The organism is Streptomyces sp. NBC_00377, from assembly GCF_036075115.1.
Lineage (GTDB): Bacteria > Actinomycetota > Actinomycetes > Streptomycetales > Streptomycetaceae > Streptomyces.
The window spans coordinates 6,178,239-6,193,904 of the sequence record NZ_CP107958.1 but is presented as its reverse complement, the minus strand read 5'-3'; the positions used below and the strand labels follow the sequence as shown (position 1 = coordinate 6,193,904).

Here is a 15,666-nt window from a genome sequence, read left to right as displayed (position 1 = left end):
TTTCAACCATGCGTGATCGGCCAACTACCGATAGCGAATGAGTCACGTGTGGCGTCTTCCGGATCAGAGGCAACTTCTGTGCGAGCTGCGACGACTTCAGGTGGGGCGCTGTGCGCCCACCACGGTGCTCCTCGCGGCCCTCCCGGGAGAGGTCTCCTCACGGCACTCCTCACGCGGGCCGGGGTCCGGCGGGGAGGGCACCACCACACCGCCGTAACAGGAGGCCGCACGGCGCGTAACACGGCCGAAGCACGCTGGGGCGTATGCCGACCACCTCGACGCCCACCCACTGCCCGTACTGCGCCCTGCAGTGCGGGATGGCCCTGTCGCCCCTGCCCACGGGGGGCGTCGAGGTGGTCGAGCGCCCGGACTTCCCGGTGAACCGGGGCGCGCTGTGCGGCAAGGGCCGTACGGCGCCGCAGGTGCTCTCCTCGCGGGTGCGGCTGACCTCCCCGCTGGTGCGGTCCGGCGGTTCACTGGTGCCGGCCACCTGGGAAGAGGCACTGGACCGGATCGCCGGGGAGCTGGCGAGGGTGCGGTCCGAGCACGGGGCCGACGCGGTCGGGGTGTTCGGCGGGGGCGGGCTGACGAACGAGAAGGCGTACGCGCTCGGCAAGTTCGCGCGGGTCGTGCTCGGCACCTCGCAGATCGACTACAACGGCCGCTTCTGCATGTCGTCCGCGGCCGCGGCCGGCATCAGGGCGTTCGGGCTCGACCGGGGGCTGCCCTTCCCGCTGGAGGACATCCCGAGGACGGGGTGCGTGATCCTGGTCGGATCCAACCTCGCGGAGACCATGCCGCCCGCTCTGCGGTTCTTCAGTGAACTGCGGGACAACGGCGGCACGTTGATCGTCATCGATCCGCGCCGCACGAAGACCGCCGAACAGGCCGACCTGCACCTCGCGCCCCGGCCGGGCACGGATCTCGCCCTGGCGCTGGGCCTGTTGCACCTGATCGTCGCCGAGGGCCGGGTCGACGAGGAGTACGTGCGGGAGCGGACCGCCGGCTGGGAGGACGCGAGGGCGGCCGCCATGGCGCACTGGCCGGAGTACGTGGAACGGATCACGGGGGTGTCCGTTCCACAGCTCCGGGAGACGGCGCGGCTGTTCTGCGAGCCCGAGGCCGCGATGGTGCTCACCGCGCGCGGGCCGGAGCAGCAGTCCAAGGGCACCGACACGGTCGGCGCGTGGATCAACCTGTGTCTGGCGACGGGACGGGCGGGACGGCCGCTCAGCGGCTACGGCTGTCTGACCGGGCAGGGCAACGGCCAGGGCGGACGCGAGCACGGCCAGAAGGCCGACCAGCTGCCCGGCTACCGCAAGCTGGACGACCCGGCGGCACGACGGCACGTCGCCGGGGTGTGGGGCGTGGATCCCGACTCGCTGCCGGGGCCCGGACGCAGCGCGTACGAGTTGCTCGACGCGTTGGGGTCCGACGTGCGCTCGCTGCTGCTGATGGGGTCGAACCCTGTGGTGTCGGCGCCGCGTGCCGCGCATGTCGAGGAGCGGATCAGGTCCCTGGACTTCCTCGCCGTGTGCGATGTCGTCCTGTCGGAGACGGCGGCCCTCGCGGACGTCGTCCTGCCCGTCACCCAGTGGGCGGAGGAGACCGGGACGACGACCAGCCTGGAGGGACGGGTGCTGCTGCGCCGCCGGGCGATCACCGCGCCTGAGGGGGTGCGCAGCGACCTGGAGGTCCTGCACGGGCTGGCGGAGCGGCTGGGCGTCGAGAAGGGGTTCCCGACCGACCCCGAGGAGGTCTTCGAGGAGCTTCGTCGGGCCAGCGCGGGCGGTGTCGCGGACTACTCCGGCATCAGCTACGAGCGGCTGACGCGGGGCGCGGGCGAAGGAGTGTTCTGGCCCTGCCCGGCGGAGACCGGGACCGGGGCGGGCGACGGGGGCGCGGAGGCCGGCAGCGGGGGCGGCGAGCCGGCGCAGGGAAGTGACGGGACGGGTGGCGAAAGGGGTGAAGGGGGCGAAGGGCGGGTGTCCGGTACGCCTCGGCTCTTTCTCGACCGGTTCGCCACGGAGGACGGACGGGCGCGATTCGTGCCGGTGTCGCACCGTCCGGCCGCCGAGGAACCGGACGACGACTATCCCGTGCTGCTCACCACCGGGCGGGTCGTGGCGCAGTACCAGTCCGGCGCCCAGACCCGGCGCGTGGAGGAGCTGAACGCCGCCGCGCCGGGCCCGTTCGTGGAACTCCACCCCCGGCTGGCGGCGCGGCTCGGAGCGGCCGAGGGCGACCCGCTGGCCGTGGTGTCGCGGCGCGGGAGGGCGGTGGCGCCGGCCCGGATCACCACCGGGATCCGCCCGGACACGGTGTTCATGCCCTTCCACTGGCCCGGTGAAGGCCGCGCCAACAACCTCACCAACCCGGCGCTGGACCCCACTTCGCGCATGCCGGAGTTCAAGGTGTGCGCGGTGCGGGTGGAGATCGCGAGGCCCTAGGGGTCCTCGGAGGTCCTGAGGGTACGGGCCCGGTGGAGCGCGGTAGCGCGGCCGGCGGGCCGGTTCCTAGCGGGCGCCCGGCAGTCGCAGCGCGAGGCCGTCCAGGACGACCTCCAGGCCGTAGGTGAACTTGTCCTCGCGCAGCGCGACCGGGTCCGTCGCGTCGGCGGCGCTCGTGGCGTAGTCCTCGGCGAGATGGGCGTAGGGGGCGGCTGCCTGCTGGGCGGCGGGCATCAGGCGGGCGATGAAGTCGACCTCGGTCTCGCCGGAGCGGGCGACCGTGGTGAGCCAGGCAGCCTCGGTGGTGCTCACGCCGATGACGTAACTCAGCACGGGCTCGATGGCGCGGCCCGGCTCGCCGAAGCCCGCGGCCGTGAACAGCGCGGCCAGCCGCTCCGCGAAGGCCATGAGGTTGGGGCCGAGGTAGGCGAGACCGGCCTGGCCGAGGACCGACGACAGCCAGGGGTGCCGTAGCGCCGTCGCGCGGAAGGAGCCGGCGGCGTCGGTGACGGCGGCACGCCAGTCGGCGCCGTCGGCGGACGGGACGTGGATCTCGGCGGCGACCTCGTCGACGGCCAGCTCCATCAGTTCGTCCTTGGTGGCGACGTGCCGGTACAGGGAGGTCGCGCCGGCGTTCAGCCGGGCGCCCAGCTTGCGCATGCTCAGCGCCTCGATGCCGTCGGCGTCCAGCATGGCGATCGCCTCGCGGACGATCGACTCCCGGCTGAGCGTCGGCTGGTCCGGCTCACGGCGCTCCCTGGCCCAGACGGACGGCACGGGGTGGGGGTTCTTCGTCCTGGCGGCCACGGGCCCTCCGGTTCCTCGGTGCGCAGATACCTGATCGGCAGGTGCGCAGGCATACGACTGCGTACATCGTGCGCCCCAGCGTACAGAGTTCGATGGTTGCGCACATCGTTCCCCCATGCGTACAGTGTGCGCATCGGACGGAACACCGTACGCCGATACCGGAACAGTGTGCGCAACGTGGAACGCTGTGCGCAGGACGAGAGGACGCCTCCGATGGAAGCCCCGACGCAACGTCTCGAGGAGACCGCGCAGGACCGTCGCGACCCCCGCCGCTGGTGGATCCTCGTCGTGCTGTGCCTGAGCACGGTGGTCCTGACGATCGACAGCATGGCGCTGACCGTCGCGGTCCCCTCGATGACCAAGGACATCGGCGCGAGCGCCCAGGACACCCAGTGGATCCTCGACTCCTACATCCTGGTCTTCGCCGGCCTCCTGCTGACCTCCGGCAGCCTCGGCGACCGCTTCGGACGCCGGAAGGTGATGCTGATCGGCCTGCTGCTCTTCGGGGCTGCCTCACTGGCCGCGACGATCTGCACCACCCCCGGCGAGGTGATCGCCGTACGCACCGCGATGGGCGTCGGCGGGGCGCTGATCATGCCCTCCACCCTCTCGATCCTCATCACCGTCTTCGACGACGAGGAGCGCGGCAGGGCGATGGCCGCCTGGGGTTCGGTGTCGATGCTGGGACTGGTCGGCAGCCCGGTCCTCGGCGGCGTCCTGATCGACCACTTCTCCTGGCACTCGATCTTCCTCGTCAACGTCCCGGTCGTCGGGCTCGCCGTCGTCGCCGCGGTGGTCCTGATGCCGGAGTCCCGGGCTCCCTGGCAGAAGCCCGACCCGCTGGGCGCCGTGCTCTCCGCGGTCGGTATGACCGCACTGGTCTGGTGGATCATCGAGCTTCCGCAGCACGGCGCGTTCGGGGGCCGCTCCACGCTCTCGCTGGCGGTCGCCGCGGTCGGTCTGGCGGGCTTCGTGATCTGGGAGAACGCCACCTCCGCCCCGATGGTCCCCCTGGCCCTCTTCAAGCACCGCAACTTCAGCGGTGGTTCGCTCTCGCTGGCCCTGGTCCAGATCGGCAACGGCGGTCTCCTGCTGGTCCTCACCCAGTACCTCCAGTTCGTCCTCGGCTACTCGCCCGTCAAGGCGGGCCTCGCCTTCCTGCCCCTCGCCGTCGCCGCGCTGCTCGGCAACGGCGTGGGCGTGAAGCTGGCGGAGAAGATCGGCAACCGTTTCGTGATCCTGTCCGGGATGCTCGTGATGACCGCCTGCTTCGCCCTGCTGACGACGGTCGACGCCGACTCGGGCTTCACCGTCCCGGCGATCGCCCTCGGGCTGCTCGGCCTCGGCGCGGGCCTGGCGATGCCGGCCGCCGTCGGCGCGCTCATGAGCACCATCCCCGAGGAGAAGGCGGGCGTCGGCTCGGCCCTCAACGACACCATCCAGCAGGCCGGCACCGCCCTCGGTATCGCGATTCTCGGCTCCCTGCTGACCAGCGGTTTCGCCGCCGAGATGCCGTCCGACGCCCCCGAGGCGGCCCGGCAGTCGATCGGCGGGGCGCTGGCGGTGGCCGGACAGGACACGGGCCTGGTCCGGTCGGCCCGGGAGGCCTTCACCGCCTCGATGACGACGACCTTCACGGTCAGCGCGATCGGCGTCCTGGCGGCGGCGGTCCTGGCGGCCCTGGTCATGCGGGACCGCAAGCCGGAGCGGCCCGCGACCGGGATCCGGGCGCAGGAACCGGAACCGGTCGCCTGAAACGCCACACGGCCGGTTCACCCGGTCGTCCCGGTGGGGCGGCTCACGCGGCGACGAGGCCGGCACCCTGCGGGGTGCCGGCCCTCTGCCGTGTCCGGCGCGTGCGAAGCCGTCCGGCACGGCCGGCCGGGCGTCAGCCGGCGGTCGTCCAGCCCGGGATCAGGGGCAGGACCTCCTGCGCGACGCGCAGCAGTGCCGTGTCGTCCGGTCGCACGTCGTCCTGGCGCCAGATGGCGAGTTCGTACGAGCCGCCGCCGTCCTTGGTGTCCGGGGCGACGACCAGGGCACGGGCGATGCCGCCGGGGCCGGTGTCCGACTTGCCGCTGCCGCTGAGATCGAAGCTGATGGCGAACGTCCGGCTCGAGTAGAGCACCGCGGGGTGCCCCAGCACCGTCTTGGACTCCGCCTCGTTCAGCAGGTCCTCCATCCCCGCGATGGGGAGCTCGTCGTAGGACCGCGAGAGCTTCACCGTGTACGTGTCCAGTTGGACGGTGCCCTCCGGGGAAGGGATCTCGGCGGCGCCCGCCGTCCTGACCGAACCGTCACTGCCGTACGCCGTCAGCGCGTGCTCCTGCGGGGTGCCGAGAAGCGTCGGCAGGTCCGCGCGGTTCAGCGCCGTGCACAGCTGCGTCCCCGAAACGCGGTGCGCCGCCTTCGCCTTCTCGGCGGCCTTCTTGTCCTCGTCGTCGAGCCGGCAGCTCGCCGGCTTGTCGGCCGCCTTGGCGTCGTTCTGCTGGATCACGTACAGCCCGCCCCCGAGCGCCCCGACCACCACCAGCGCCGCGATGGCCTGAACCCATGCGTTCGGGCCCTTCTCGGGCGCGGCAACTTCCTCGGTCATGTCCCCCATTACCCCCGGTACCCCCTGCTCGCGCCGTGTGCGCGCTGGGGGAGCGTAACGGGTGATCCAGCCACGGGGAAGCACGATTCCTTCACACGGCGATCCGGGAAGCCGCCGCGCCGAGCACGAAGAGCACGAAGAGCACGAAGAGCACGAAGGAGTCTCCGAGCCCGGGTCCCCCGGCAGTGGACGCGGGACCCGGGCCCGGCCGCCGGTCGATCGACCGGCGGCCGGCCGGACGGACGGGCATTCGGCAGACAGGCTTCGGTCGACCGGTCCCCAGCCAGCCGGTCAGCCGGTCCACGGTCAGCCGGTCAACCGGTCAGCCGATTCACGCTCACCCGGTCAACAGGTCAGTCGATCCGCGGTGAGCCGGTCAGGTTCCAGGTGGAGGCGCCCTCGCCGTCGCGGTCGATGTCGTAGACGACCTTTCCGTCGGCGCTCCACGTGGCGGTCCGGTTGTGGGTGACGAACTTGGAGCAGAGCTGGCTGGACCGCGGGAAGCTGTTGACGTTGTACTGGATGTCGCAGGTGCGGCTTCCCTTGACGTCGTCCGAGCCCGAGACGTACTGCTCGACGCGCACCTGAACGTCGAACCGGTCGAACTTCCGATTGCCGTCGACGCTGCTGGTGCCCCCGTTGAACCAGCTGACGTCGGCGGTGGCCTCGTAGCCGTCGGCGACCCGCCGGATGCACAACTCGATCTCGACGTACGTGTTGTCCCCGGGCGTGGAAAACGTCTTGTCCTGGTAGCTGCACGCGAAATCGTCGGCCTGAGCAGGCGTGACCGTCAGGGCGGTCAGCCCTCCGAAAGCGAGCAGGAACGCGGCCGTGGTCGCGGCCGAACGCCGGATGGCGGTTTTCATCCGAACACCTTTCCGTGGTACCCCCGTGCGAACCACTGGGGCTCACCTGCATGATCCGCAGGAGGAAATCCCCGGGGGCGGCCGGAACGGCAAAGCGTGATCGAGGCGTTACGCGGTGAAGGGGAAGCTCCGCTTCACCTTCACGCGCGCGGACCAGGGGCCGGGCGCGCGCGGCGCGTGTGTGCCCACGCGACGCGGCACGGCCGCACCGGTCCTCGGGACAGGGCGGCCGCGCCGGGCGTCAAAGGGCGGGCGGGATGGGTCAGTTGACGTTGACCGCGGACCAGGCCGCGGCCACCGCGTTGTACTCCGTGGTGCCCGCGCCGTAGAGGTCGCGGGCCGCGTTCAGGGTGGCCGTCCTCGCCGCCGCGTAGTTCGTCGAGGACGTCATGTAGACGGTCAGGGCGCGGTACCAGATCGCGCCGAGCTTGTCGCGGCCGATGCCCGTGAGTGTCGAGCCGTTGGACGTCGGGGAGTTGTAGGTGACGCCGTTGACGGTCTTCGTGCCGCTGCCCTCCGCGAGCAGGTAGGCGAAGTGGTTGGCGACCCCGGACGAGTAGTGGACGTCGAGGTTGCCGACCGAACTGCTCCAGTAGTCGGCGGAGTTGCCGTCCTTGCTCGGTTTGTCCATGTAGCGCAGGGCGTCGCGGCCGAAGCCGGAGCGGACGATCTTCTCGCCGATGAGGTAGTCGCCGGTGTCGGAGGCGTTCCCCGCGTGGAACTCGACCAGGCTGCCGAAGATGTCGGACGTCGCCTCGTTCAGACCGCCCGACTCGCCCGAGTAGGCGAGCGCGGCCGTCTTCGAGGTCACGCCGTGGGACATCTCGTGCCCTGCCACGTCCAGGGCGACCAGCGGGCCGAGCTGGGTGCCGTCACCGTCGCCGTAGGTCATGCAGAAGCAACTGTCGTCCCAGAAAGCGTTGTTGTAGCTGTTGCCGTAGTGGACGCGGTTGTAGGAGCCCTTGCCGTCGTTGCCGATGCCGTTGCGGCCGTGCACGTTCTTGTAGTAGTCCCAGGTCGCGTTGGTGCCGTACTGGGCGTCGACGGCGGCCGTCGAGCGGTCCGTCGTGGCGCCGGTGCCCCAGTGGTTGTCGGCGTCCGTGAACAGGGTCGCCGGGGCGCGGCTGATGCAGATGCCGAAGATGCACAGGTCGGTCTTGTTGGCCGCGTCGCCGGTGTACGTGTTCCCGCGCGTCGGGTCCTTGAGCTGGTACGTCGATCCCGACAGGATCGTCTCCAGCGGAACCGTGCCGCCGTACAGGGACTTGCCGTCGCCCGTGGCGGTCTCGATGGTGTCCCAGGCGTCGATCCGGGCGCCGGTGCGGGCGTCGGTCAGCACCGCGCGGGCGACCGGGTTGCCGAGCGGGTCCAGGGCGACGACATTGGTCCGCCAGGCCAGCTTCGGGACGCCGTGCAGGGCGTCGACGACCAGCTGCGGCTTGGCCTTCACCTGCTTCAGCGTCTTGCCGAGGTGGGCCGCGCGCAGGGCGTTCACGGCGATGTCGGCGGCCTCGGGGGCCGGCACCTTCGGGGTGATGCTCGCGAGTGAGATCGCCGCCCGGGTCGCCCGGTCCGCGCTGCGGTACGCGCCGTCGGGAGCGAGATGCACCACGAAGTCGCCGCCGAGCACGGGGAGTTGACGGTAGGTACGGTCGTAGCGGACGTGCTGGGTGCCGTCCTTGTCGACGACCACGTCACGGACGGATGTGCTCTGTCCGGAGGTGAGGCCCAGAGTCGTCGCGCGGTCGGCGAGGGCCGCCGCCGCGTTGTCGAGCGCGGTCTCCCGGGTCGGTCTGTCGGCCGCGTCGGCGACCGGGGAGAGTACGGCGGCCAGGAGCGTGGCCGTGGTGGCGGCGATGCCGGCGGTGGCGAGACGGGAACCTCGGACGTGCTGCCGTATCCGACTCATCAGTGTCTCGGTCTCCTCGAGAAGGCGCCGTGGGGGCGCGTGTGGGGGTGGCCTGTGGGTGGCCTGTGGAGGTGGCGCTGACGTCGTCCTGGCATTTAAGTGGGCATGACATGTCATGTCCATAGCCCTACGCGAGGGACCGGTGAGAGGGCGGTGAAGGGGAGAGAATCGTTTCCGTGAGCGCTGCGGGACTCCCCTTCTTCGTCTACGGCACCCTTCGGCCGGGCGAGGTCAACCACGACCTCCTCCTGCGCGGCCGCACCCTCCGCGAGGAGCCGGCGCGGCTGGCGGGGGCGGTGCTGTACCGAGGCCCCGGCTATCCCTACGCGGTGGAGGCACCGGGCGGATCGGTGGCCGGCGCCCTCGTCACGCCCCATCCCCGGGCGTACGGGCGACTGCTGGCCGAACTCGACCGGCTGGAGGAGTACGCGCCGGGCGACCCGAGCAACCTGTACGAGCGGGTCGCTCGCGAGGTGGAGGTAGGGGTGGCGACGGAGGCAGGGGTGGCGACGGAGGCAGGGGTGGCGACGGAGGCAGGGGCGCAGGTGACGGCCCGCGGGGACGGCTCCGCTCCGCTGTCCGTCCGCGCCTGGGTCTACGTCGCCGCACCGGCCGTCGCGGCCCGTCTCCGGGCCCGGGGGGCGCTGATCGAGGGCGGGGACTGGCTCGCCCGACGGTGACACCGCCCCCGCGGCGAGTCGTCCCCGCATCGCCCCCGCCGCCAGCGGCCGCTCCCCCGTCCCACGGCAGCCGTCCCCGTCAGGGCGGTTCGCGCGGGCCCCGCGTCGGCGCCCGCCGGCGGACGGCCGCAGGCCGGGCCGTCCGCAACCGTCCGCCGGTTTCGGAAGGGGCGGTCACCCGTTCACCCCTCCTGGGGGCGCTTTTCCGTGCGGCGCCGGCCCCACTGCGGTGACCTGCTGAAACGGGCGCGCAGTTGCGTGTTCCGTCCGCACATCTGACACCCGTTCATCCCATTCCTGACACACCCTCAGGAAGCGCGCTCGCGTCCCTGCGACTTACCTCGGAAGGGCAGGGAGACTCGAAGAGCTCGAAGGAGCACCGATGCGACGCATCGCCCGTCGTACCGCACGCCGCACCGCGTGCCGTACCGCACGTCTGCTGAGCGGTACCGCGCTCGCCGTCGTCGCCGCGGCCGCCTTCGCCGGGCCCGCGCACGGCGTCGAGGCCGGTACCCGTGCCGGAAGCCTGGAGGTGTACCCCTCCACCGCGGTGCCGGGCGGGCAGGTCTCGGTCGGCACGGCGGCGTGCGGGGCCGGCGGAGCGGCCGTGGGCGACGCCGGGGCGGTGGGCGCCGGTCGCTTCCCGCTCGCGCCCGGCGCGCACGAGGGCGAGGCGGTCGGACGGTTCCGGGTGCCGCCGAGCGCGCAGCCGGGGACGTACGAGATCGTCGCGGAGTGCGCCGCGGGCGGGCGGCGCGTCAGCGGTGACCTGGTGGTCGTGCTGACCTCGGACCGGCAGCCGGTGCCTCCACGGGGAAGTGTGAAGACGGGGGTCGGCGGCGCACTGGGCCCCGACCCCGTACAGACCGCGGCCGGTGTGGCGGCTCTCGCCGTCGCCGCCGCGGGCGGTACCTGGCTCCTGCATCGCCGGGCGAGAGGCGACGGGATCTGACGGACACCCTCCGCTGTCCGTCCGCCGGTACCGCACGCCCCTCCCCCTCCGGGTCCGACGCCCCTCGCGGCCCGGAGGGGGCACGGGGTCCCCCGTGACCAGGGGCGTCCGACGAGGGGGCGCCACGAAGGCTTTCATGAAGAACCCGGAGGCCCCGGAGAACCCGGAGAACCCGGGAGCACGAAGCGCCCGGAGAGCACGGAGAACCTGGAGAGCACGGAGAAGGGGCCTGGGATGCGCAGGGTCGGGAACACCGCCATAGCGGCCGTCACCGTGGTCGCTCTCGGCTGCGGCGCATGGCTGCTGCACAGCGGCGCCGAGACGCACGCCCCTCCGCAGCCGTCCGCGGCCGAGGCCCACTCGGGCGGCCCGGACGTACGGACCCCGTCCGCGCCGGCGCTGCCGCCCTCGCCGCCCAACCGCGTCCGGATCCCCGCGATCCACGTGGACGCCCCCCTCACGGGACTCGGTCTCACCCCGACCGGCAACCTCGACGTCCCCCCGGCCGAGAAGGAGAACCTGGCCGGCTGGTACGAGGCCGGTACGACTCCCGGCGACACCGGCACCGCGATCGTCGCCGGTCACGTCGACAACGCCGACGGTCCCGCCGTCTTCTACGACCTGGGCGCGCTGCGCAAGGGCAGTGCCGTCGAGGTGGACCGGCGCGACGGCAGCGTGGCCGTCTTCACCGTGGACGCCGTGGAGGTGTACCGGGCCCGCGACTTCCCCGACAAGAAGGTGTACGGGGCGGCGGGCAGGCCGGAGCTGCGGGTGATCACCTGCGGTGGGGGCTACACGAAGTCGACCGGCTATCAGGGGAACGTCGTCGTGTTCGCCCACCTCACGTCGTCCCGCGCCTGACCGCCGGACAGCGGCGGCAGGTCCACCGGCCCCGCCCCGCTCCCCCGGCCGACTCCTGCACCGGCCGCCTGCGACCGGCGACCGTACGAGCACGTCCACCGTCCTCGACGACGACCACCACGCGCACACTCGCCGTCCGCGGCGACGAGCGTACGAGCACGTCGCCAGCCCCCGATGACCCGTACGTGCGGCTCGGCGCGCCGGGGGTGGGAGGGTACGGCGGGGGCGCGGGCCGAACCCTCACACCTGCGCCACGGCCCCGCTGAGGGCAGCGTTCCTCGCGGGAAACAACGGTGATGCTGCCGGGTAACGTCGGCAACGCACGCTCCTGGACATGACCTCGAATTCGCGTGTGGTGGTGATCGGCGCCGGCCTCGCGGGCGTACGACTCGCCCGCCGGCTCGGCGAGCTGGGCACGCCCGCGCTGCTGATCGGCGAGGAGGAGCACCGGCCCTACAACCGGGTCCTGCTCGCCGAGGTGCTGGCCGGACGGTACGCCCCCGAGGTGATCGCGCTGCCCGCGCCCGCTGGACTGGTCCGGGCCCGGGTGACCGGCATCGACCGCGACGGGCGGACCGTGGCCTGCGCGGACGGCTCGGAGATCGCATACGACACCCTCGTGCTGGCCACCGGCTCCAACCCGGTGCTGCCTCCCCTGCGCGGTCTGTTCACACCGGACCACGTCCTGCCGGAGGGCGTCCACGCCTTCCGCACCATGGACGACTGCCTCGGCCTGTCCAAGGCGGTACGGCCGGGCGTACGGGCGGTGGTCATCGGCGGCGGGCTCCTCGGGGTCTCCGCGGCCCGCGCGCTCGCCGTGCGCGGCGCCCAGGTCGTCCTGGCACAGCAGGCCGAGCGCCTCATGGAGCGCCAGCTCGACCCGAACGCGTCCAGGCTGGTGCTCCGCCACCTGAAGGACCTCGGCGTCGAGGTGCACACCGAATGCCGGGTCCGCGACGTGCGCTGCGTGGGCGGCGCCGTCCGCTCGGTCGAGATGGCCGACGGCTACACGCTCGGCGCCGACCTGGTGGTGCTGGCCTGCGGGGTCAGCCCGCGCGCCGGTCTCGCCAAGAACGCGGGCCTCGCCGTGCACAAGGGAATCCTGGTGGACGACGAACTCCGCACGTCCGACCCGCACATCCGGGCGATCGGCGACTGCGCCCAGCACGACGGGAACGTGTACGGGCTGGCCGCACCGGCGCTGGAACAGGCGGACGTCCTCGCCGCGTCGCTCGCCGGTGACGAGAACGCCCGTTACAGCGGCACCCGTGCCCTCACCCGGCTCACCCTCGCCGGGAACAGCGCCTTCGACCTCGCCGCGTTCGGCGAGACGGAGCCGCTCCCCGGCGACGACGTCGTGCAGCTCGCCGACGCCACCCGGGGCACCTATCGCAAGGTCGTCGTCCGCGACGACCGCCTGGTCGGCGGGGTCCTCGTCGGCGAACTCGGCACCGTGGGCGCGCTGGCACGCGCCTGGGAGGGAGCAGAGCCGCTCCCCTCCGACGGCGGCCCCCTGCTCCACCTGCTCACCAACGACGGAGGCTCCTGATGACCACGACCGCAATTGTCGGGGACCGGACCGGCCCCACGATCGTGCTCGTCGGCCACGGCATGGTCGGCCAGCGCTTCCTCGAGGCGCTCGCCGAGCGCGGCCTCACCGCCACGCACCGCGTGGTCGTGCTGTGCGAGGAGCCGCGTCCCGCGTACGACCGCGTGCAGCTCACCTCCTACTTCTCGGGGAAGACGCCCGAGGACCTGTCCATGACGGACATGGCGTTCATCGCCGACCACGGCATAGAGCTGTACGTCGGCGACCCTGCGGAGACGATCGACCGCGAGGCCCGCCGGGTCACTGCCCGCTCGGGACTGGCGGTCGACTACGACATCCTCGTCCTGGCCACCGGCTCCTACCCCTTCGTGCCGCCCGTCCCCAACAAGGACGCCGAGGGCTGCTTCGTCTACCGCACGATCGACGACCTCCTCGCGATCGAGGAGTACGCGAAGACGAGGACGACGGGCGCCGTGGTCGGCGGCGGCCTGCTCGGCCTCGAAGCGGCCGGCGCGCTGAAGGGTCTCGGACTCACCTCGCACATCGTGGAGTTCGCGCCCCGTCTGATGCCGGTCCAGGTCGACGAGGGCGGTGGCGCCGCGCTGCTGCGCACCATCGAGGACATGGGCCTGTCCGTCCACACGGGTGTGGGCACGCAGGAGATCGTGGTCGACGAGTCCGGCGCGGTCACCGGCATGAAGCTGTCCGACGGCTCCGAACTCGCCACCGAGCTGGTGGTGTTCAGCGCCGGTGTCCGCCCCCGCGACCAGCTGGCCCGCGAGTGCGGCCTGACGGTGGGCGAGCGCGGCGGCATCGCCGTCGACGAGCAGTGCCGCACCGTGAACGACCCGCGCGTCTTCGCGATCGGCGAGTGCGCGCTGGCCGCCGACGGCCGGGTGTACGGCCTGGTGGCCCCCGGCTACGAGCAGGCCATCACCGTCGCCGCGACCATCGCCGACGACGAGTCCGAGCAGCTGTCCTTCACCGGCGCCGACCTCTCCACCAAGCTGAAGCTGCTCGGGGTGGACGTGGCGTCCTTCGGCGACGCGCACGGCACCGCCGAGGACTGCCTCGACGTCGTCTACTCCGACTCCCGCTCGGGCCTGTACAAGAAGCTGGTCATCGGCCGGGACGGCACGCTGCTCGGCGGCATCCTGGTCGGCGACGCCGAGGCCTACGGCACCCTGCGCGCGTTCACGGGGTCCGTGCCGCCCGTCGCCCCCGAGTCGCTGGTCCTGCCGGCCGGAGCCGGGGAGTCCGTGCAGCTCGGGCCGTCCGCGCTGCCGGACGAGGCGATCGTCTGCTCCTGCCACAACGTGTCCAAGGGCACGATCCGCGGCGCGGTGACCGAGCACTCCTGCACGACCGTGCCCGAGGTGAAGAAGTGCACCAAGGCCGGTACGGGCTGCGGCAGTTGTGCCAAGGTGCTCGGCCAGCTGGTCACCGCGGAGCTGGAGGCGAGCGGCGTCGAGGTCGACAAGGGCCTGTGCGGCTGCTTCTCGCAGACCCGCGAGGAGCTCTACGAGATCGTCCTCGCCCTGCGCATCAACACCTACCAGGACCTCCTGGACCGCTACGGCCGGGACGGCGCCCGGGGCGGTGACGGCTGCGAGGTCTGCAAGCCGGCCGTCGCCTCGATCATCGCCTCCCTGGCCCCGACGATCGGCGCGAGCGGCTATGTCCTGGACGGCGAGCAGGCGGCTCTCCAGGACAGCAACGACCACTTCCTCGCCAACCTCCAGAAGAACGGCTCCTACTCGGTCGTCCCGCGCATCCCCGGCGGTGAGATCACCCCCGAGGGGCTGATCGTGATCGGTGAGATCGCCCGCGACTTCGGCCTCTACACGAAGATCACCGGCGGTCAGCGGATCGACATGTTCGGCGCGCGGGTCGAGCAACTCCCGCTGATCTGGACCCGCCTGGTGGACGCCGGCTTCGAGTCGGGCCACGCCTACGGCAAGTCGCTGCGCACGGTGAAGTCCTGCGTCGGGCAGACCTGGTGCCGCTACGGCGTCCAGGACAGCGTCCGGATGGCGATCGACCTGGAGCTGCGCTACCGGGGGCTGCGCTCGCCGCACAAGCTCAAGTCGGCGGTGTCCGGCTGCGCCCGCGAATGCGCCGAGGCCCAGTCGAAGGACTTCGGCATCATCGCCACCTCCAACGGCTGGAACCTCTACGTCGGCGGCAACGGCGGCGCCACCCCGCGCCACGCCGACCTGCTCGCCCAGGACCTCACCGACACCGAACTGGTGCGCCTCATCGACCGGTTCCTGATGTTCTACATCCGCACCGCCGACCGTCTGGAGCGCACCTCGACCTGGCTGGACCGGATCCCCGGCGGCCTGGACCACGTACGGGACGTGGTGGTGGAGGACTCCCTCGGTATCTGCGAGGAGCTGGAGTCCCTGATGGCCGACCACGTGGCGCACTACGCCGACGAGTGGGCGACCACCATCAACGACCCGGAGAAGCTCGCCCGGTTCGTGTCCTTCGTCAACGCCCCCGACACCCCCGACCCGGTCGTCGGCTTCGTGCCCGAGCGTGACCAGATCAAGCCCGACCTGCCGTTGCTGTCCATCGGCCACCGTCCCCTGGAAGGGAGCGCCCAGCGATGACCCTGGCACCCGAGACGACCGACCTCAAGGTTCAACTCCGCTTGCAGGAACAGTGGTTCACGGTCTGCGACCTCAGCCGGCTGATCCCCGGCCGGGGCGTCGCCGCCCTGCTGCCCGACGGCCGTCAGGTCGCCCTGTTCCGGGACCGGGCGGGCGAGCTGTACGCCGTCGACAACCGCGACCCGTTCGGCGGCGCGGCCGTCCTCTCACGCGGCCTGACCGGTACCCACCAGGGCCGCACGTTCGTCGCCTCCCCCCTGCTCAAGCAGCGCTTCGACCTGCTGAACGGGAAGTGCCTGGACGACGAGACGGTACGCATCACCACGTACGAGGTGCGGACGGCCTGACGGCCGGGCACCACGTCCACCCGGCCGACCGGGC

General features: G+C 72.1%; 12 protein-coding genes. 8 read left to right on the top strand and 4 right to left on the bottom strand.

Features of this window, described 5'->3' with window-relative positions; translation table 11 throughout:
* Nucleotides 1–263 precede the first annotated feature (263 nt).
* Nucleotides 264–2,450: a molybdopterin oxidoreductase family protein gene (locus OHS71_RS27540; protein ID WP_328482006.1), complete on the top strand. Its 2,187-nt coding sequence runs from the start codon at nt 264–266 to the stop codon at nt 2,448–2,450.
* A gap of 66 nt (nt 2,451–2,516) precedes the next feature.
* Here OHS71_RS27540 and OHS71_RS27535 read toward each other — a convergent pair whose 3' ends face one another.
* Complete coding sequence (locus OHS71_RS27535) at nt 2,517–3,257, bottom strand: TetR/AcrR family transcriptional regulator (protein WP_328482005.1); 741 nt, start codon at nt 3,255–3,257, stop codon at nt 2,517–2,519.
* 213 nt (nt 3,258–3,470) lie between these two features.
* Here OHS71_RS27535 and OHS71_RS27530 point away from each other — a divergent pair, with 213 nt between their 5' ends.
* Complete coding sequence (locus OHS71_RS27530) at nt 3,471–5,012, top strand: MFS transporter (RefSeq protein ID WP_328482004.1); 1,542 nt, start codon at nt 3,471–3,473, stop codon at nt 5,010–5,012.
* Between the two features lie 133 nt (nt 5,013–5,145).
* On the opposite strand, the gene OHS71_RS27525 is transcribed toward OHS71_RS27530, so the two are convergent.
* The 3 genes from OHS71_RS27525 to OHS71_RS27515 all read right to left on the bottom strand — a co-directional run bounded on the left by OHS71_RS27525 (nt 5,146) and on the right by OHS71_RS27515 (nt 8,628).
* Nucleotides 5,146–5,853: a DUF6215 domain-containing protein gene (locus tag OHS71_RS27525; protein ID WP_328482003.1), complete on the bottom strand. Its 708-nt coding sequence runs from the start codon at nt 5,851–5,853 to the stop codon at nt 5,146–5,148.
* A 353-nt stretch (nt 5,854–6,206) separates the two neighbouring features.
* Entirely contained in the window at nt 6,207–6,719 is a 513-nt protein-coding gene (locus OHS71_RS27520; protein ID WP_328482002.1) for a hypothetical protein, read from the bottom strand.
* A 262-nt stretch (nt 6,720–6,981) separates the two neighbouring features.
* The gene (locus tag OHS71_RS27515) at nt 6,982–8,628 is read right to left on the bottom strand and encodes a M4 family metallopeptidase (protein WP_328482001.1); all 1,647 of its coding nucleotides are present in this window, start codon (nt 8,626–8,628) and stop codon (nt 6,982–6,984) included.
* Between the two features lie 176 nt (nt 8,629–8,804).
* Here OHS71_RS27515 and OHS71_RS27510 point away from each other — a divergent pair, with 176 nt between their 5' ends.
* The 6 genes from OHS71_RS27510 (at nt 8,805) to nirD (ending at nt 15,632) form a co-directional block, all read left to right on the top strand.
* Nucleotides 8,805–9,308, top strand: coding sequence for a gamma-glutamylcyclotransferase family protein (locus OHS71_RS27510; protein WP_328482000.1), 504 nt, complete (start codon nt 8,805–8,807; stop codon nt 9,306–9,308).
* Nucleotides 9,309–9,690: 382 nt separating this feature from the next.
* On the top strand, nt 9,691–10,260 hold the full coding sequence (locus OHS71_RS27505) for a hypothetical protein (RefSeq protein ID WP_328481999.1): 570 nt from the start codon (nt 9,691–9,693) through the stop codon (nt 10,258–10,260).
* A 234-nt stretch (nt 10,261–10,494) separates the two neighbouring features.
* Nucleotides 10,495–11,121 carry a class F sortase gene (locus OHS71_RS27500; RefSeq protein ID WP_328481998.1) on the top strand — a complete coding sequence of 209 codons (627 nt, stop codon included), beginning with the start codon at nt 10,495–10,497 and terminating at the stop codon, nt 11,119–11,121.
* A 334-nt stretch (nt 11,122–11,455) separates the two neighbouring features.
* Complete coding sequence (locus OHS71_RS27495; protein WP_328481997.1) at nt 11,456–12,670, top strand: NAD(P)/FAD-dependent oxidoreductase; 1,215 nt, start codon at nt 11,456–11,458, stop codon at nt 12,668–12,670.
* Nucleotides 12,670–15,285 carry a nitrite reductase large subunit NirB gene (gene nirB, locus OHS71_RS27490; RefSeq protein WP_328481996.1) on the top strand — a complete coding sequence of 872 codons (2,616 nt, stop codon included), beginning with the start codon at nt 12,670–12,672 and terminating at the stop codon, nt 15,283–15,285. Before OHS71_RS27495 ends, nirB begins: the two co-directional genes overlap by 1 nt.
* Nucleotides 15,282–15,632 carry a nitrite reductase small subunit NirD gene (gene nirD, locus OHS71_RS27485; protein ID WP_328481995.1) on the top strand — a complete coding sequence of 117 codons (351 nt, stop codon included), beginning with the start codon at nt 15,282–15,284 and terminating at the stop codon, nt 15,630–15,632. The genes nirB and nirD overlap by 4 nt, the downstream gene beginning before the upstream one ends.
* The last annotated feature ends 34 nt before the right edge of the window (nt 15,633–15,666 follow it).